This window comes from Pseudoalteromonas sp. 20-MNA-CIBAN-0454 (assembly GCF_040308685.1).
In the GTDB taxonomy this organism is placed as follows: Bacteria; Pseudomonadota; Gammaproteobacteria; order Enterobacterales; family Alteromonadaceae; genus Pseudoalteromonas; species Pseudoalteromonas nigrifaciens.
Genome location: NZ_JBEOOB010000003.1, coordinates 96,485 through 115,106 on the forward strand (window position 1 = coordinate 96,485; position 18,622 = coordinate 115,106).

The window sequence follows — 18,622 nt, forward strand, 5'->3', positions numbered from 1 at the left end:
TGTTTCAGGAGTGTGGTGATTTCAATGGATAATGATGACGTAAAAATGGTAGAGGCGAAGATAGAATTAGAACGTATTTCTGACCTTCAAAAGTATAAAGAAGAATTTGATAAGCTTGGTTCAAATCATTGGGGACTTAAAGATTTTCTCTCTATTATTGCGCCATTTGGCTTACTACTGATTGCAAATAGTTTCTTCACAATTGAAACTGAGTTATTTCAAATAATGTGTGTTATTTTCTTTGCTTCGTCTTTTGTACAAGGCATGGTTACGGCTGAAAGTAAAAAGACAAATCGCAGAATGGATTTGCTGCTGAAAATCATCAAACAAGATCAGAGTAAAAACACATAACAAGCAAATCAACGGTAATTTTACAGCTGGCTGTTTCGTTCCTCAACATTGTAAGCCAGCAATAAAATCCCATTATTTGGGCGTTGAGGCTATAGAATTACTCTTTTTTAAGAAAAACAGCCTGTTTTATGGGTTCCAAATGCATTACCTAATGCTCTAAAAGCGCTTAGAATTAATTGTAGGAGCTCGTTTTTAAATTAATTTTGGCTGTTGGAGTTATTCTACAGCCTAGTTAGCATTACAAGGAAGTTTATGTCTATTTGCCCTAATTGTACTAAAAACATCAAACCTTTCAGTTTGTCTTTTTCCGTATTTCCACTTTACTTTAAGTGTGCTGACTGTAATGTAAGATTGAAGTTGGTCAGTTCAAAATTATTTTGGATTACATTTTTGCTTTATTTATTATTAATCGTTGTATTACTAACTTATATTCCCTTTTTTACTGAGTACAATATCGGAGTCATCGTTGCAATAACAGGTTGGTTTGCTGTTTATTATAAAATTACACCTACTTTATTCAACAAAGACAATCTTGAACTTTACAGATAATTTAATGCTAACAACACGCCCTGAGGTGGACAGCAAGCACTAAAGCTCACTTTCCACCGCAAATTTTAACAGCGGTGATCCCTTACTTTTCAATGCGATTAAGTAAGTTGATTCATCGTAGGGCGTATGTGTTTTCCAGCACCTAAATAGTATTCTTATCCACTTAAATGCTAATGATCTGATGATGGTATTATGGGGTTTTCCTTTGGCCTCTTGCTGCCGATAATATGCTTTTCCCAAAATGAATAACAAATAGTAAAGCCTGCCCATTCTACAAATGTTTGCCTTAAAAATTTAGAAATTAAACAGACGCCTTAAAGTTTTAACCTGGCGTATTCATGGAGTATTTTATTTAAACCAACCTACATCAAAGGGCTTTTAAGTAGATTGGCATTGTGTAAAGTGCAATATAGTTGTTTTTACTTGTTTTTAAACGGCATGATGAGTAACCCCCACAGCGAGGCATTTTGCTTTGCAGTTGGGTATTCAACCAAACCTATATCTATTTCTGCGTCGACTTTTTTGGCCTCACTTTTATAGCTGCCAAAAAGTTTGTCCCACCAAATTACACTAAAGCCATAGTTTGAATTTGTTTCACTCACTACTTTACTGTGGTGAATGCGGTGCAGTATTTGCGTCATTAATATAAGGCGTAGTGGCTTTTCAATGGCGTTTGGTAGGCGTATGTTTGCATGGTTAAACAAGGCGAGTGCATTTAACGCGATTTCAAATATAAGTACGGCAATGGCGGGTACGCCAAGTGCAGTAACTGCAATAAGTTTTATAAGTATACTAAGCACAATTTCGATAGGGTGAAAGCGCAGGCCGGTACTGGTATCTACATGCGCATCGGCATGGTGTACGCGGTGCAAACGCCATAATAGTGGCACTTTATGAAACAATCTGTGCTGCCAATAAATGAGTATATCGAGCAATATAAGGCTTAGCACTATGGCTATTATGCTAGGTATGGCTAGTTGGTTAAATAAGCCAATGCTGTGCTCTTGATTGTAAAGTGCTACTGCGGTTAAACCAATAGGTACAACTAAGCGCGCAATGATAGATGAGGCAAACACTAAGCCAAAATTTGCAAACCAGCGAGTGCTGCTTTTAATGGGCGATTGCCTTGCGGGTTGTCGCCATTCAAGCAGCATCATTATGACTAAAATGCTAAAAAAGCAACCGAGTCGCCACCAAACTTCGTTAGTCATTATTATTTATAACCTCATTGGCTTCTTGCTGTTTAAGTGTGTGGTAGCCGCCATGTATACGGGTAAATATGGTAATGGCGCAGGCAAAAGCAAATATACCAGCGAGGAGGGCAAAGTGCTGCGGCCAAATACAAAAGGCTATAAATAGCGCTATTGTTTCTGTGCCTTCGGTTAAGCCATTTAAGTAGTAAAAGCTTTTGTATTTAAATTGTGGTTTTTCGAGTTTAAACTTTTCAGCGGCTATGGCAAAGGCTAAAAAGCTTGAACCCGTGCCAATAAATGCAGCGAGTAATATAGCGCCTGCAATGGCGTTTTGTTCGGGGTTTGCCAAAATAAAGCCAAGCGGAATGGCCGCGTAAAATAAAAAGTCGAGTGTAATATCTAAAAAGCCGCCGGCGCTTGAGCTTAAATTAGCATGGCGTGCTAGTGCGCCGTCAAGCCCATCTAAAATGCGATTTAAAACAATGGCAGCTAATGCACCGTACCACATTTCAAAAGCAAGTAATGGCACTGTGAGCAAGCCAATTAAAAAGCCAAATACCGTTAGCTGATCGGGTGTTATGCCGCGCTTATGTATCAGCATTACCACAGGCTTTAACAGTGGCTTTATTACAGGGGTGATAAATTTATCTAACATAGGGAGCCTTGTGCGCTTAAAGTACAGTATTTAAGGTGAAAAGTTTACCGTTTGCAGCGTCGTAATCGCTATGATCGTGCGTTACCATAATGGCAGGCAGTTTATGTTGGCGTATTTGGCTAAACACCAATTCACGGGTATCAACGCGCAGTTGCGTGTCGAGCTTACTAAAAGGCTCATCGAGTAAAATAGCTTTTGGCTCACTTAATAACAGTCGTAATAGGGCAACGCGTGCTTGTTGACCGCCGGACAAGCTATCGGGATGGCGATTGGCCATTCCTTTTAAACCAACTTGCTCAAGTGCGTGTGCTATTTTGTCAATGCGTTGTTTTTTATCCCCTTTGGGCATAGCAAAAGCAATATTACCCGCCACACTTAAGTGCGAAAACAATAAAGCGTCTTGATACAGTACGCCAATATGGCGTAAATGCGTGGGTAAATCATTTATATTTTTACCGTTAAGCCACACCTCTCCACTGGCTTTAAAACCACTGGGTAAAGTACCTGTAAGCCAATTTAATAAGCTTGATTTACCGCTGCCCGATGGGCCCATAATCGTTAGAATTTCACCACCATTAACTTGCTCGTTTAAGCTAAGTAGTCGCTCATTTTGGCGATAAAGCTGACAATTTTTAATCTGTAAAGATGACTGCATTAAAAAACCTTTAACTCAATACTGTTTACTGTGGGAGCTTTACACTCGTGCGCTTTTAAAAAAGTACTTAGGTAAACCCCATGCCAGTATAAATCCAATAAGCGGGAGTGCCATTTGCATAATAGCGTATACGGCACTGGTGCGCCTACTTGCGCCATTTGCCAGGGTAACTGCTTCGGTTGTTATGGTGGCTATACGCCCGCCACCGGCTAAAAGTGTTGGTAAATATTGGCCAAAACTGATCGCTAATCCCAATGCGGCTGCAATTAAAATAGGTGCAAATAACTGCGGTAATTTTACTTTAAAAAACACTTTGCAAGGCGCTGCACCCAAACTTGCTGCAACGCGCGCAAAGCGAGAGTCTAACCGCCTATAACTGCTCGCGAGTGACAAAAATACGTAAGGCAAAACAAACAGTAAATGGGTAAACACCACATTAAAAAATGCGGCTTGGTTATTTACCCATTGTTGTATCCATACTAGGCCAAACAAAAAGGCAATACTGGGTACTAATAGCGGTAAGTAAATAATTAAACTGGTAAAGCGAGAGATGGGTTTGTCGCTTAACTGCTCCGACTCTAAACACAATAAAGTAACCGTAATGGCAAATACAGTTGTTACTAAACCAATAGCTAGGGTATTAAAAAGAGGGTTGCTCATTTGCATTAATGCACTGTTAAAATGCAGTAGTGTAAATTGCTCAGGGAGTGCATTGGGAAAGCGCCAAAAGCCCGCAACCGACCACAAAATAAGGGCAATTAGCGACAGTAAAATAAAACCGATCACTAAAGCTGTGAGTATTATCGTTAGTTTTTGCCAATAAAACCCGCCGTATTCGCGCACCCCGTTAGTGAGTGAGTCGCTAAACAATACCTTTATCGCTTTTTCGCCGCCAAGCCAAAGCGCAAGTAACCCGCCCGTGAGTGCCAGTTGTAGCAAAGCACCGGCTGAGGCTTTAATGCGTAAGTTTAAATCGACATCGTTAAACCAATGCATAATAGCTACCGCTAATGTTGGCGGTGTATTTGGGCCTAAAATAAGTGGCATTTCTACACTGGCGCTGGCATAAGCGAGCACAGCTAAAATAGGTAAACGCAGCAGTGGGTAAAGGCTAGGGAGTATTACTTTAAAAAAGGCGGTCATGGGGCAGTAACCCAAATTAAGCGCAACTTTATGTTGCTGGCGTAATTTTTTGCCAAGCTCAGGCTGCGCCAGTACGCCTAGTGCCATTAATAACAAAAATGGCAGCTCTTTAAGCGTTAACCCTAAAATTATACTAATGCCGAACGAGTCATGCGGAAATAGGCCGTTTGGTGCAAGTTCCCACCCGCTTAACCAAGGCGATATAATTCGCGAAATCATGCCTGAAGGGGCAATTAAAAAACCTACCGCAATAGCCGCTGCAGCGTGTGGGATCACTAAAATAGGGCTCAGTAAACGCTGAATGCGGTTAAGCCAAGGGCTGTTAAAAAAAGCGGCTAAAATCATCAAAGTAATAATAAAAGCAAGTAAGGTACTTATTAAACCGGTACCAATACTTAGCATAGCCATATTTATTAGGCCGGGTGTTTGCCAAAGCATGGTAAAACCTTGCAAGCCAAGTGTTGTTTGATCAAGTGCAGGGGCATAACCAAAGGCGGGTAGTAACACACTAATTAAGCCGCCAAGTACGGGTAAAATAAGTAAAACGAGTAAAAAACGTGGGCTTAATTTTACTATTTTACTAAACATATCATGGCTTTTACGGGCGTGAGGCCCATGGCTTGTCGCCACTTTATTGCTAACAACACTCATTGGCTTACTCCATAACGGGTTTGCCAACCTTGCAGAATGGCGTTTACCCAGCTTGGGTGTGGCTCGCTCAATGTGCGTTTAATACTGTTTAAAGGCAGTGCACTTGGATGTGGTTTAGCTGTTTTAAATAAGGCTTGCTGATCAGGCGTTAACGTTGATTGAATAAGTACGCTTTTATCGCCCCATATATGTGCTTTTTGCTTTTGGGCTTGTGCCTCAGGGCTTAATAAAAAGTTAGCGACTAATTGCGCGCTTTGCGGGTGGCTTGCATTATAAGGAATTGCCACAAAGTGAGTATTACTTAAACTGCCATCAGCCATTGCATAGCTGCGAATGCTTTTTGGTAAATCGTAGCGTTTAACGGCTGCGGGCACTTCGGGTGCTGAAAAGGTAAAGGCAATACTTAGCTCGGTATCGTCTACTAAACGGCGCATTTGCGCGCCACTTTGCATAAAGTGAGTGCCACCACGCCAAAGCGTAGGGTGTAGCTTATTTAAAAAGTCCCACAGTGGGGTTAACACTTGTGCTGTGTTGTTAGCGGTAGCCGCTTGGTTTAACTGCGCTTTAATGCTTTCACTACTTTGCTGATGCAGTATTACTAAGGCGTATTTTAAAAAGCTCATCCCTAAAAAATCAGGCGGCTTTGGGTAGCTAAAACGCCCCTGGTTTTGTGCGCTCCAGTTTAATAATTCGTTTAATGTAGTAGGGAGTTTGTTGTTTGCCTGTTTATTTATTGCAATGCTGTCGTAATAAAAGGTGAGCGATGCTTGCCCCCACGGTGCTTCCATACCGTTTGTGGGTATGCCAAAGTCAAAATTAACTGCAGGGTTATTAGCGGGATCTGTGTAGGCAAAGTGTGGTAGTTTATTTGCCCACTGTTTTAACAACAATGCGTGCTCGCTCATAGTGGCAAAGTTAGCGCCGTTTATCCATACCAGATCAACACTGCCTTGGTCATTATTATGTGCTGATTTTTCGGCCAACACTCGGCTTACTGCTTCGCTGGTGTCGCTGAGCTTTACATGCACTAAGTTAATATTATATTTAGTTTTAACTTGCTGGGCAGCCCATTGAATATAGGCATTTATTTGCGCGTCGCCGCCCCAGGCATAAAAGTACACGCTTTGGTTATTACCAAGCGTTTCAATATTTTCCCAGCGAGTGAGTAGTTCTTTACTCATATTATGAGCGCTGTTATTAGCAAAAGTACTTAAGCTTGTTATTAGGCAAACGCAAAACGCGACACAGTAAACACTGTAACGCGTAGCTGTTTGCCAAAACTTACTGGCGTGCATTTAAATCCCAGTTGTAGTCTAAAAATTTTACTTTCATGTCATTATTTCTAAGCGCTTTTTGCTGAGCGGGTACTAGTTTAAGTGCATCGCTATATTGCAGTAAAAACTGCTGTAGCGTGTCTGCACCTCTAAAACCTTTTTCAAAGTCATCGCCGTACCATTTAAATATAGAGGAGATATTTAGCGTATTTTCCTGCGCAAAATTACGTGTTGTATCAGATAAAAAACGCACCGTTTGCTGTTGCAATTGGCTCTCTAGTTCAGTAGCTGTGAATGCCTCCCCGCGCAGCGCAGGGCAACCAATACTTGCACAATTTACAGCAAAATGAATACGTGGGTCGTTATATTTACCGCTGCCACGAATTAAACCGTGCTCTATGTCATCAAGGCTGCGAGTTTTGCCAAGTAATGGCACAAACTCTTTACTCCATGGTGAGCTAAAAAAGCTCCCTAAGTCTTTAATTGATTTAAGATCTGGGTACTTTGTCAATATAAGTTCAACAGTCCACGCATTATAAGCATTGATTAAAAAAGCGAGTTGCTTAGGCTTTTCCCACGCGTCAAATTCGCTTTGCGTTACAGCCGTTAACGAATCTAAATACGTTTTTAGCTGTGCATGCTCACGTTTTATGGCAGCGTAATCAACCTCAGTACTGTGATTATGGTTAATAGCGACAACATGCTTATTTAACAATGCATTCCAGCTATCGTGCAGGTTATTAGTCGTACTTTGCGCTTGGCTTGAAAGCGACGTTATAAGCGCCGTCGCAAGTAATGTCGCACTTAATAATAAAGGCTTTAATGTTGTGTTAAACATATTAGCCTCGACGCCACGTATGATATTTTTCGAGCAAGTTAAGCACTTTTTCAGGTGCATGAGCGCGTTTCCACTCACCTGCTGCGTACTTATTACCTTCAGCCCAAGTAGGGTAGCTGTGTATAGTACCGAGTATTTTGTTAAGGCCTAAGCCGTGTTTCATTGCCAGTACAAACTCAGCAATCAAATCGCCAGCGTGTTCAGACACCACAGTAACACCGAGTATTTTGTCTTTGCCTTTTGGTGTAATCACTTTAATAAAGCCTTTTGTAGCGCTGTCGGTAATTGCACGGTCTAGCTCTTCAAATTCAAAGCGAGTAATTTCGTAATCTATGCCTTTATCTTTTGCGTCTTGCTCGTTTAAGCCAACACGTGCTACTTCTGGGTCAATAAACGTAGTCCACGGAATAACACGGTAATCTACTTTAAACTTTTTAAGGTTACCAAATAAGCCATTTACCGCTGCGTACCAACCTTGATGGGCTGCAACATGTGTAAACTGGTATGGACCTACAATATCGCCTGCTGCAAAAATATTTGGGTACAGTGTTTCTAGGTATTCGTTAGTTACTACTGTGCGGTTTGTTTCAATGCCTAGCTCTTCAAGACCGTAACCTTTAAGGCGGGCACTGCGGCCAACAGCGCATAGCAGTTCGTCGTATTCAATAGCAATTTCTTCATTATTGCCTTCGTTAAGGCGTTTAACAATAATGTACTTTTTACCGTCGCGCGCTTCACAACGTAATGCCTGATGTGAGGTTAAAATGTTAACGCCGCTTTCGCTCAATGCTTCATGAGCAAAGGTAGACACTTCAAGATCTTCTTTGATCATGATGCGCTCCGCCATTTCAATTTGCGTAACGCTTGAACCTAAACGGGCAAAGCTTTGGGCTAATTCGCTGCCAATAGGGCCGCCGCCAAGTACTACAAGCTTTTTAGGTGCTTCGTCAAGCGCTGCAAATTTATCCCACAAGGTATCGCTTGTTACATAACCAGTTTCTTCTATACCGGGTAGTGGCGGTACAAATGGGCGTGCGCCAGTGGCAATAACAATAGTACGCGCAGTTAATGTTTGCGTGCCGCCATCATTAAGTTTAATTTCTACCGTCCACGGGTCGATTAATTTGCCGTAGCCTTTTACTACGTCTACGCCTAAATTAGTGTAGCGCTCTATGCTGTCGTGCGGTGCTATATCGGCAATTACTTTATGAACACGCGCCATTACTTTTTTAAACGAAAACTGCGGTGTCATGTTTTCTAGGCCGTAGTGTTCACCGTGGCGAATTTGCTCTGCAATTTTAGCGCTTTTAATTATCGCTTTACTTGGAACACAGCCGTAGTTTAAACAGTCGCCGCCCATTTCGCCCGCTTCAATAAGGGTTACTTTTGCTTTAACAGCAGCGGCAATATAGCTTGTTACCAAACCACCAGCACCCGCGCCAATAACAATCATGTTACGGTCGAAACTTTTAGGTTTAGTATAGCTTTTGTATACACGACGTTTTTTAAACACGTTTAAAATTCCTTTAGCAATAAATGGGAATACGCCCAATAAAGCGAATGATAAAATTAAGTCCAACGATAAAATGCCCGATAAACTCTCTATTTGAGCAAGCTGCGTACCGGCATTAACAAATACAAATGTACCGGCTAGCATACCCACTTGGCTTACCCAGTAAAAAGTCCATGACTTGATGGCTGTTACGCCCATTAACAAGTTGATTAAAAAGAACGGAAACACCGGCACTAAACGCAACGTAAATAAGTAAAAGCCGCCTTCTTTTTCAACGCCTGCATCAATGGCTGCTAAACGATCAGGAAAGCGCTTTTTAATGGTGTCGCGCAATAAGTAACGTGATACTAAAAAGGCCAATGTAGCACCTATGGTTGATGCAAACGATGCAACCAATAAGCCTTCAACTAAGCCAAATAAAGCACCCGCTGCCAGTGTTAAAATAGCCGCGCCCGGTAAAGACAATGCAGTAACCACCACATACAATAAAAAGAATCCGCCAATTATTAATAGCGGAGATTGCGCTTTATATTGGCTAAACTGATCCATCGACCCTTTTAAGCCCTCAAGCGTAAGTAGTTGGTGCAAATCAAAATGAAAGAACAGGCCGATGGCGACCGCTGCAATCAATAACAAAAGTATTTTTTTAATCATGTTCTCTCTTCTCTAGCATTGCTGTTTAGAAATTATGCGTAAGCGTCAGTTTTGCGTTTATTGGTAATTCAGGAAAAGCCAAGGTTGCACCAAAATAACCGCCTTCAAATACAGGGCGCCAATTTTTTTGATTGGTAACGTTGTTTACATCTAAGCGTAACTTGGTGCTAGGCGTAAAAGCATAGCTAGTATTTACGTTTAATGTGTACTGATCGCGAATATGTACGGTTGCCAAAAAGTCTAATGGGTAACTCTTTGTATATAGACCTGAAAAACCCGTTTGCCATTTCGAATTAATTGAATAATTTCCGTTAAAGCTAAAAGATTGCTCTGGAATGCCTTGAACTTGGCTACTTGAAGGCGCAAATGCGGTAAAACTAGGAGCGCCCACACTGGTGCCTGCAATAATATCAGGACGAGAATTGTCAAATGCATCGGCTACTTGGGCAGAATCTTGACTACTTGCAGAATTATCGTAGCGGGCGTCAATGTAGCTATAGCCTGCGCTTAACCAATACGGGTAGGCATCGTAAAATACTTGGCTTTCAAAACCTGTGGTGCGAATACCGGTATTACTGCCATCGCGGTTACGTAAACTACGGCGTTGGCTAAATATTGCGCCATCGGCGTACCAATCGCTATTGGTTGGTGCATATTTTAAACCAAATTCAACTAGGGTATTTTCGGTGGCAAAATTTTGCGCACTAATGGTATTGTCGCCGCCAAGTGTAGTGCCGCCAGCCATGCTATTTGATGTGGCTTCGTTGTAACTTGCTGCGCCATAAGTGGTGTAATCATCGTTTAATCGGTAATTAAAACTTACTTGCCCTGAATGCAAAGTGTCGTTAATGCTGTCGCTGGCGGCAATTTGCCCTACAGGTGCTATTGGGTCGTTTGCTTCTACGTCATAAAAGTCAACGCGGTAGCCAACACTGGTATGAAACTTATTAGTCCAATCAGAATCTTGCTGAATAGCCACCCCTGTTTGCCATGAGCGTGAGTCTGTGGTGTCTGATAAGTTAAAGTCGCCACTGCCGTCATTATTAATATCGTACTGACCACCCGGCGATACAAATACACCTGGGCGAAGTTCAATAAAGCGTGCTTGTTGCTCTGCACTTAGCGGTATGCGTCTATTTGAAAGTGGGCCAGTTAAATCTATGGGTAAGTCGGCTTCGGTGGTAAATTGGCTGTAACCTAATACGCGGTTATAACGTACATCAAAGGCAAAAATAGTTTGCTGGTTACTATTCCAAAGGTAGGTAAGCTCGGTACGGTTTTGCGCGGTATCGGCACCCTCTATAATTTCAACAAAGCTGTTTTGTGCAATTTCATCACGTTGTAAATGCTGAAAGTAGGAAATGTTTTTAATTGACGCGTGACTAGAAAGCTCACGTTTATAAATACTGTGTAGCAAGTAAGTAGTGGCTTCGTTTTGATTATCAGGATCGGTCAGTACGGTACTGCGGTCTATTTTAACTTGCCCGGTTGGCGAAATAATCGAACCCGCTAAAGGTACAGTGCTACCATTTGCTTGCACACCTTGGCCGGTAATATAAAGTCCGTCATCTATTAACGCCTGAGTAGGGCGGTTAATACCGGCGTTATCGGTAAATTCAACTTGGTATAATTCAAAATTAAGATCCCAGCTGCTTTTATCATCAGGAAATACACGCAGGGCTGCAAATAAGCTGTCGCTTTTTGTGCCAGAGTAGTCGTAATAACTGCCGTTATCAATATGCTCTGCACTAACTCTAAAACCTACTTTGTCTTTTACTATGGGGGCGCTGTAGTCAACCAATACACGATATTGATCCCATCGTCCTGCCGATAAGCTTGCTTTACCTTTACTTTCGTCTGTAGCGGCTTTTTTAGAGTGTAAGTTTACAAACCCACCATTGCGTTGGCTTGAGCCAAATAATACCGGTGGCGCACCTTTTACTACATCTATTTGTTCTATAGCGTTGAACGATAACGGTACACCAAAGCCATTGTTGCCCGCTTGACGACGTGTACCATCTTGAAAAAGCTCACCTAATTGGCCGCGTATTGTGGGTAAACTTGGCGCGCCAAAACCACTTGCTGAATAGGTATTAGGGCTTACTGCAAGCACATCTTGTAACGTGGTAATGTTAAGCTGCTCTATTAGCTCGCTCGAAATAGGCGTTACCGAACGTGCTATGTCTTTTAGTGCTAAGTTGTCGCCAAATGGGCCATCTATGTTGGCATCTTTAACTGAAAGGCCTTGAGATTTAATAACTTGGCCAGCTACTTCAATGTGCTCTATGGTATTATTGGTTGTTACTGTTGAGCTTTGGGCAGCTTGCGCCAGCAGTGGGGTATTTAATACGCTTGCTAACGATAGGGCTAAGTATTGGTATTTCAAGGGCTTTCTCTTTCTTGTTAATAGTTGATGATGATAAAGACCGAAAGGTGTAAAAATAACTTTCAGTAAAGTTTCGATTCTTTTTATTTTTTAGGGCATAACAAAACAGCTGCGTTTAAAGCGTGCTAATAAAATATTGCCGTTTCATTTGTAAAAAAATAGCAATAGAGTGACGATATTACACAGATTATAAATAATTGCTTTTAAACATATTTTTAAATTGTAGTCTACTTGCCAGCAGTTAACCTATTATATTTATTAGCTTTTATGTACAGCGTTTAAATACTTAAAATAAGCCGTGCTTTAACTGTTAATAAGCTAAGTAGGTAATGGTAATTAAAAATAATTATACTTTTTTGAAATAAAAACCAAGTTATACGGTCTTGATAATTTAATAGTTTATTAATATTTTTATTAAAGGAAGTTTTATGACAAATCCAATCAGTGCCGATCTACAAAACCGTTTGCAGTGGTCTTTACTCTCTCTGCGTGTGGGTGTTTTTATTGTAATGATAATGTGGACGCTGGATAAATTTGTGAACCCGGCACATAGCGCCGGTATTTTTGAAAAGTTTTATGGCATTAGTGGGTCAACAGATATAGTGGCGTATGTGTTAGGTGCGCTGCAATTAGTTTTAGTCTTAGCATTTTTGGCGGGTATTAAAAAGCGACTTACTTACGGAATCATTTTTGTAATGCATGGCTTGTCTACACTTTCATCGTACAACCAGTACATAGATGGCTTTAACAACTTATTATTCTTTACTGCATGGCCAATGTGGGCTGCGTGTTTTGCGTTGTACTTACTGCGCGACCAAGACGTAAAATTTACTATAAAGTAATACATAAAAAAATTGGTTATAAGCCGCTTGGCTTATAACCAAATAGTACACAAGGGAGTGTATCAAAGTTAAAGTTATAGCGTATAAAGTAGTTACTGCAGCAGTTAGTGCATTGCATCGTTGTAGTGCTCAGCTAAGCTTTCTTTTTGCCCTTCGGTAAGTGCTTTGCCGGCTAGTTGAAATACTTCGTGCTCTTCTTCATCTAAGTGATGATGCACTAAATGATGGAGTTTTTTAGCAGCAACCAACCACGCTGGTGAACTCCTATCGGTTTCTTCAAGTTGTTCAATTAATTCATCAATATCATGATGTTCTGCCACACTATGGCGGGCTTTTTCATGGGTTAGATCTTCAAACATCAGTGGGTTATAAAAATAACGCTCTTCAAACTTTGCATGTTGTTTTAGCTGTGTTTTTAGTTCAAGCATTAACTTTTGACGCTCATCTGTATCACCATGAGTTTGAATAAGCGCATCTACTAACTTACGCTGTATGTCATGATCGGCGCGTAGTGCTTCAAAAATATTCATTTTATTTCCTACTTTACTCATTGTTTAAATAATATGAAGCAAATATAAGGCCATTTTTAATACACTGTAATACACTGTAATACAAGGGGTTTTGTTTTTATTACAAAGAGATTATTTGAGAGGTGTGTAAAAATTACTATGCACTGTATAAAGCTAACAACAAAAAGGGCTAATATTGCTACTAGCCCTGTAATAAAATAACTTACTTATTCATAACCGTATTTAGCTAGCTATTTATTTGCGTCTTTTATTGCTTTAAGTTTAGCTGCGTGGTCAATTTCAAACGCGGGCATGTCTTTATTGCCATCGATCAGGTAGTTATCCATCCAACGCATTAAACGTAAGCTGTAGTCGTACTGGGCTGCTACTTTACGGTTACCGTGGCCTTCGCCAGGGTAGTAAACTAAACGCACGTCTTTACCTTGCACTTTCATGTAGCGGTATAGCTCCATTGATTGCGCTGGGTGTACACGAGGATCGTCTTTACCGTGCATAATTAATAACGGTGTTTTAGATTGTCCAGCCCAATAAATAGGGCTGCGCTCTAAGTACCATTGCCATTTATCCCAAGGGTATGAACGAGCATGTACTAGGTTCATTTCGTTAGATATATCGGTAGTACCAAACTTAGATAATTGATTAGATACGCCAACAAACATTACGCTGGCAGCAAAGTGCTCAGTTAATTTTGTTGCGCCCCACGCAGAAGCATAACCGCCGTATGAGCCACCAGTAATACCAACACGTTTAGTGTCTACTAAACCCATATCAACAAGGTGGTTTTTAAAATCAACTAAGTCATCAAACTCTTTGCCTGCGTAGTCATTTTGGCCAAGCTTAGAGTAATCAACCCCTTTACCCGTTGAGCCACGATAATTTGGATAAAATACAGCGTAACCACGAGCTGCTCCCATTTGACCAGGACGTGAGTAGTTAGTTAACCAACCGTCTTTGTCATGGCTTTCAGGGCCGCCATGTACCGACATGATTAATGGGTAACGTGTCCCTTTTTTATAATCAAGCGGATACACAAGTACACCATCAATTTCTACGCCGTCACGGGCTTTTAAATTAATTGTTTGTTGCTTGGCAAAGCGCTTGTCGTTTAGCCACGTGTTTGAATCGGTTAAACGCTCTGCTTTTTTGCTACGAACAATAAACACTTCGTTAGGATGTTTTGCGGTATTGGCGCGCAGCGCTAAGGTTTTATCTGAAGCAGAGATACTTAGGCTTGAGGCAATAAATTGACCTTCTTTAACTATTTTTTTGTATTTATTGCTGCCGGTTTTAATGCTGCCGACAAAGCTTTGGGTGCCTACATTGGCAATAAAGTTTAAGGTATTGCGTTTATTCTGCCATTCAATATCGGCTACGTGGCCGCTAAAGTTGGGTAACCACTCATCTACTTTACCGCTTTTTGTATCGGCTAAAAATAAGCGACCAGTAGCAGGATCGTGTTTATCTTGTGCGCCTAAAATTGCGATATAACGACCATCATGAGAAAGCTCTGCTGTACCAAGCTTACCCTCTGTGGCAAACGACATAGTTACTTGATTACTTGCTATATCAAACAAGTGCCATTGTGATCTTGTGTACTTATCATCAATTAACGCAGTAGGCTGAGTTTTAACCAGTAGCTTTTTGCCATCGGCAGCCCAGTTAACATCACTAACATAGTTAGCTACATTGAGCGCGGCAGGTGAAAGTGGCTTATCGGTTTGTTTTAAATCAGCAATAAACAGCTGTTTGTTTTTTAAACCTTGTTCGTATACCTCTGCCATAAAGCCTAATTTTTTAAGCTCTTTATCAGATTTATCAGCTGCTGGCATTGCCAAAATAGCGAGGTGTTTATTGTCAGGGCTAAGTGCGTAGCTTGAAATAGAGGTATCTTTTAATGACAGTACTTTATGTGCTTGGCCGCCATCAACCGGAATTTGATAAAGCGCGGTAAATTTGTCATCTTTTAATTTTGCTAAAAAGTAGATGGTTTTACTGTTGTTAGACCATTGAATGCTGCTAATACTAACCGAACCGGTAATAAAAGGGCGCTCTACACCTTTGTCGTTAACCACATACAGCTCACGGTAGTTAGTGCCATTTTCATCAACATACAGCTCACGCGGCACCGAACGAGTAAAAGCGACATTATCGCCATCTGGACTAATACTGGTTTGAATAACTGATTGAATTTTTGGGATGTCTTCAACCGTTAATACTGTTGAAGCACTTACCAATGAGCTAGATAATCCCATTGCAAGCACTAAGCTAAGTTTTAACATTAAACTTTCCTTTATATACACGTTAACTTGGCAGTATAGCAAGGCTGATGTAATAGGCTAAAAAATGCGATTAACACACTGTTTATAAAGGTTAATGGATAAAGCGGTGATAAAAGTAATGACGCCAACTTTTATCACCAATGTTGGCGTATATTTTAATTAATGGATAGGTGAGAAAAGCGCGTTACAAACTCTTTTTAGGTGGCAGTGCTACGTTGGCAAAAATTAACCCAGCTACTAGCGACATAAAAATTAAAAACGTTTGCTGGCCTATATGTTCTGCATAAACAAAGTCTTGACCTTCAATAAGCGAGTTTAAGCCAATATAGGTTTTGCTACCCGGTACTAATACAATTAAGCCTTGCATAGCAACAATAGAAGCGGGGGCGTTGGCCACGCGATTAAATAAGTTACTAAATATGCCAACGGCTAATGCGCCAACAAAGGTCCCTAAGGTGTAATCGAGATACATAGCCGAGCCAATACTGGTGCCGTAAGCAATAAAGCCAGATGCGATAGACCACACGGCATGTTTAAGCTTGGTTCTAAATATGACTATTAGGCTGCTACACAGCAAAAATATAGCCAGCCAAGGCGTCCACGCTGGCAGTGGCGCAGGTTGCACAAAGTCGGCCTGTCCAAATAATGCAAAACCAATACCTATGCCAATAAAACCACCAAAGTAGAGTTTAAACAGCAACATGAATGAGTCCATCACCCGCGCTGTACCCGACACTAAGTGCCTTGCTGCAAGTTCTGCTAATCCTAGGGCTAATGCTAAACCCGGAATAAATACAATGATGGACGACAGTACCACTAAACGTATATTGATCTCTGGGGCAAAATAAACACTAATAGCACAGGCAACGATTGACGATACAATTGCTACCAAAGGCTCAAGCATGTGGGCGACACGTTTTGAGCGCCCCGACCAAAGCACAAACAAGTATACAATAGATGAGAGCAACGCAGACCAAGCTACATCAAACCAACTGGTGCCCATTAACATAGCAAACGCACCACCAGATGTGGCAAACGCAATGCCCGTAGTGAGTTTATTGTAAGAGTTAGGAGCAACAAAAATAATGTCTAGCTGTTCGTCCACTTCGTGCAAGGTTAACTTGCCATCAAGCATTTGATTAACTAAGTCGTCGGTGTCGGCAAGTGAGCCTAGGTCGTGATCGCCAGGATCTACCCGTGCAACATGGGTATACTCGTCTTCGTGGCCGTCGGTCCAAATAACAAAGGTAACAGAGGTAGGCGACATAACAAACGACGATTTAAGGTCTAAGTAGGTCGCAACTTCCATTAAATGCGCTTCTAAGCGGTATGCGGGCGTACCATATTTGTGCAGCATTTTACCTAATTTAACGATAAATTTGCGTTTTTCTGTAAAGGTTGCGTTTTTCAAATGCTTTTAAGCCAACGGTTAAATAACTAAGCTAAAAATATAGACAAAATTGCGAAATTTGCCCACGTTTAATGGGCGCGATTTTAAACACTAATTGGTGTGTGTCTAGTCATTTTTAATCTAATTTTTTATTTTTTTCAGCTATCCATTGCGACATGTATTGTGTGCTGCGCATTGTATGATGTTTGAGCATTTGGCCTGTAAAGTTTTTTTCGCGATGGGCGTTTAAATCGCTACTTATTGAATCGACTTTTTGAATTAACGCAGCGCTTAATTGGGCTTTGTCATACAGCGTATTAAGTAGTGTATTGCCATCTTGTTGTGCTTGTTCAAATTCACTTTGATTGTTGTACATTTCAACGGCTGCATTTGCAAAATCTTCGGCGGTGTTTGCTATTTTTCCAGGCCAAGGTAACTCATTATGCATACCTTCACTGCCAATATTAGTGGTAACACTTGGGGTTTGCATAATCATGGCTTCAAGTAATTTACCTTTAATACCTGCGCCAAAACGCAGTGGTGCTAAACATACTCGTGCGCTTTGCATTACCTCAAACGCATTATCGGCCCAGCCTTTAATTAAAAACCCCGATTTAGGGTTGTTAAGTGCAGTTGCTTTTGGCGGCGGGTACGATCCATAAATATGCAGCTCAGCTTTAGGCAGTTGCTTGCGAATAAGAGGCCAAATTTGTTGTAAATAAAGCACTGCATCCCAGTTTGGCGCGTGCCTAAAGTTACCTATGGTCATAAAGTGTTGGCGCTGCTCAAAGGTTTTAGTGCTGGTGGGCAATGTGTTTAAATCGACCATAAAAGGTAAATGGTGTAATAAGCTAGGCTTTATTTTAAATACATCATTAAGTAAACTCATTTCATAGCTAGAAATAATAAGGCTTAAATCGCAACGTAAGATGGCTGCAATTTCGCGTTTTGCTATGTCTGAATGCAAGTCGTTAGTGGTAAATTCTCGCTCGCCTTTATGGGCTTCGTGGCGGGCATTACGCAAACATTGTAGATCTTCGGTATCTAAAATTTTCAGCGCATTCGGGCAATACTTATCAACGCGCCAACCAAACTGTTCTTCCATCATAAAACGGTCAAACATAACGATATCGGGAGCATATGCTTTAACGTAATCGTCAAAACTTTCGCAGTTAAGCGCAATGCTCTTGCTACTAATACCAAAGTCGTCAAGGTTGACCATGTGCTCGGTGCGCAGTGCCGGCGTTGCAAACTCTACTTGCCAGTTTTGGGCTCTAAAGGCATTTAATAACGACATCATGTGCGTGCCTGCAGCAGATGAGTTGGGCTCTGGCCATACGTAGCCAATTACCAGCACTTTTTTCATTGGCTAGGATCTCTTTTTAGTAAGTTTAAATTTACCTATATAGAAACAGGTAAGCTTATTTTTTGTGATGGTTATTACAATAATAACGGTAGTAGTCCAGTAAATTTAGCGCACTAGTTCTACACAAGTTCAATGCTTATAAAGTCATTTTTTATTAATGGGTAATATTAAAAAATATGACGGCATTTACTTTATTCATCAGCATTGTTTTTTAGGTGTACAGCACTTTATAAATAGCGCTGTAGTGTAGCTTAAGTTAGGGTGGCGATAAATCATTTACGCTATTTTGTATAACCTTAATGCTTTATGAATGCGGCAAAACATGTTTAGATAGCTTTATTAAACTAAATAAT

At 40.9% G+C, this 18,622-nt stretch carries 14 protein-coding genes and 1 pseudogene; 2 read left to right on the forward strand and 13 right to left on the reverse strand.

The window, feature by feature from the left end; all coding sequences use genetic code 11:
• The first annotated feature begins 24 nt into the window (after window positions 1-24).
• Window positions 25-351 (forward strand): hypothetical protein, encoded by a 327-nt coding sequence (locus AAEZ22_RS02345; protein WP_182679044.1) that lies wholly within the window; start codon window positions 25-27, stop codon window positions 349-351.
• A gap of 588 nt (window positions 352-939) precedes the next feature.
• Here AAEZ22_RS02345 and AAEZ22_RS18760 read toward each other — a convergent pair.
• The 9 genes and pseudogenes from AAEZ22_RS18760 to AAEZ22_RS02385 all read right to left on the reverse strand — a co-directional run.
• A pseudogene (locus tag AAEZ22_RS18760) lies at window positions 940-1,193 on the reverse strand (IS110 family transposase); the annotation flags it as partial.
• Window positions 1,194-1,319: 126 nt separating this feature from the next.
• Window positions 1,320-2,111, reverse strand: a complete 792-nt coding sequence (locus AAEZ22_RS02350; protein WP_352296020.1) for a sterol desaturase family protein — start codon at window positions 2,109-2,111, stop codon at window positions 1,320-1,322.
• A complete protein-coding gene (locus tag AAEZ22_RS02355; protein ID WP_352296023.1) occupies window positions 2,104-2,748 on the reverse strand; it encodes a CDP-alcohol phosphatidyltransferase family protein in 645 nt (214 codons plus the stop codon). The genes AAEZ22_RS02350 and AAEZ22_RS02355 overlap by 8 nt, the downstream gene beginning before the upstream one ends.
• Before the next feature lie 16 nt (window positions 2,749-2,764).
• A complete protein-coding gene (locus tag AAEZ22_RS02360; RefSeq protein ID WP_089369152.1) occupies window positions 2,765-3,403 on the reverse strand; it encodes an ATP-binding cassette domain-containing protein in 639 nt (212 codons plus the stop codon).
• 39 nt (window positions 3,404-3,442) lie between these two features.
• Window positions 3,443-5,197 (reverse strand): ABC transporter permease, encoded by a 1,755-nt coding sequence (locus AAEZ22_RS02365; protein ID WP_352296026.1) that lies wholly within the window; start codon window positions 5,195-5,197, stop codon window positions 3,443-3,445.
• Entirely contained in the window at window positions 5,194-6,492 is a 1,299-nt protein-coding gene (locus AAEZ22_RS02370) for an ABC transporter substrate-binding protein (RefSeq protein WP_248473901.1), read from the reverse strand. The genes AAEZ22_RS02365 and AAEZ22_RS02370 overlap by 4 nt, the downstream gene beginning before the upstream one ends.
• A complete protein-coding gene (locus tag AAEZ22_RS02375) occupies window positions 6,479-7,309 on the reverse strand; it encodes a DUF547 domain-containing protein (protein WP_248473900.1) in 831 nt (276 codons plus the stop codon). Before AAEZ22_RS02375 ends, AAEZ22_RS02370 begins: the two co-directional genes overlap by 14 nt.
• 1 nt (window position 7,310) lies before the next feature.
• The gene (locus tag AAEZ22_RS02380; protein WP_352296031.1) at window positions 7,311-9,476 is read right to left on the reverse strand and encodes a dihydrolipoyl dehydrogenase family protein; all 2,166 of its coding nucleotides are present in this window, start codon (window positions 9,474-9,476) and stop codon (window positions 7,311-7,313) included.
• A gap of 25 nt (window positions 9,477-9,501) precedes the next feature.
• Window positions 9,502-11,862, reverse strand: coding sequence for a TonB-dependent receptor (locus AAEZ22_RS02385; protein ID WP_352296034.1), 2,361 nt, complete (start codon window positions 11,860-11,862; stop codon window positions 9,502-9,504).
• A gap of 428 nt (window positions 11,863-12,290) precedes the next feature.
• On the opposite strand from AAEZ22_RS02385, the gene AAEZ22_RS02390 reads away from it, so the two are divergent.
• A complete protein-coding gene (locus AAEZ22_RS02390) occupies window positions 12,291-12,704 on the forward strand; it encodes a hypothetical protein (RefSeq protein WP_011329865.1) in 414 nt (137 codons plus the stop codon).
• A 104-nt stretch (window positions 12,705-12,808) separates the two neighbouring features.
• Here AAEZ22_RS02390 and AAEZ22_RS02395 read toward each other — a convergent pair whose 3' ends face one another.
• The 4 genes from AAEZ22_RS02395 to AAEZ22_RS02410 all read right to left on the reverse strand — a co-directional run bounded on the left by AAEZ22_RS02395 (window position 12,809) and on the right by AAEZ22_RS02410 (window position 18,269).
• Window positions 12,809-13,234: a hemerythrin domain-containing protein gene (locus tag AAEZ22_RS02395; protein WP_011329866.1), complete on the reverse strand. Its 426-nt coding sequence runs from the start codon at window positions 13,232-13,234 to the stop codon at window positions 12,809-12,811.
• Window positions 13,235-13,464: 230 nt separating this feature from the next.
• Window positions 13,465-15,513, reverse strand: coding sequence for a S9 family peptidase (locus AAEZ22_RS02400; RefSeq protein WP_086994635.1), 2,049 nt, complete (start codon window positions 15,511-15,513; stop codon window positions 13,465-13,467).
• A gap of 184 nt (window positions 15,514-15,697) precedes the next feature.
• Window positions 15,698-16,924, reverse strand: coding sequence for a threonine/serine exporter family protein (locus AAEZ22_RS02405; protein ID WP_083497560.1), 1,227 nt, complete (start codon window positions 16,922-16,924; stop codon window positions 15,698-15,700).
• 115 nt (window positions 16,925-17,039) lie between these two features.
• Window positions 17,040-18,269 carry a glycosyltransferase gene (locus AAEZ22_RS02410; protein WP_352296038.1) on the reverse strand — a complete coding sequence of 410 codons (1,230 nt, stop codon included), beginning with the start codon at window positions 18,267-18,269 and terminating at the stop codon, window positions 17,040-17,042.
• Window positions 18,270-18,622: the final 353 nt, after the last annotated feature.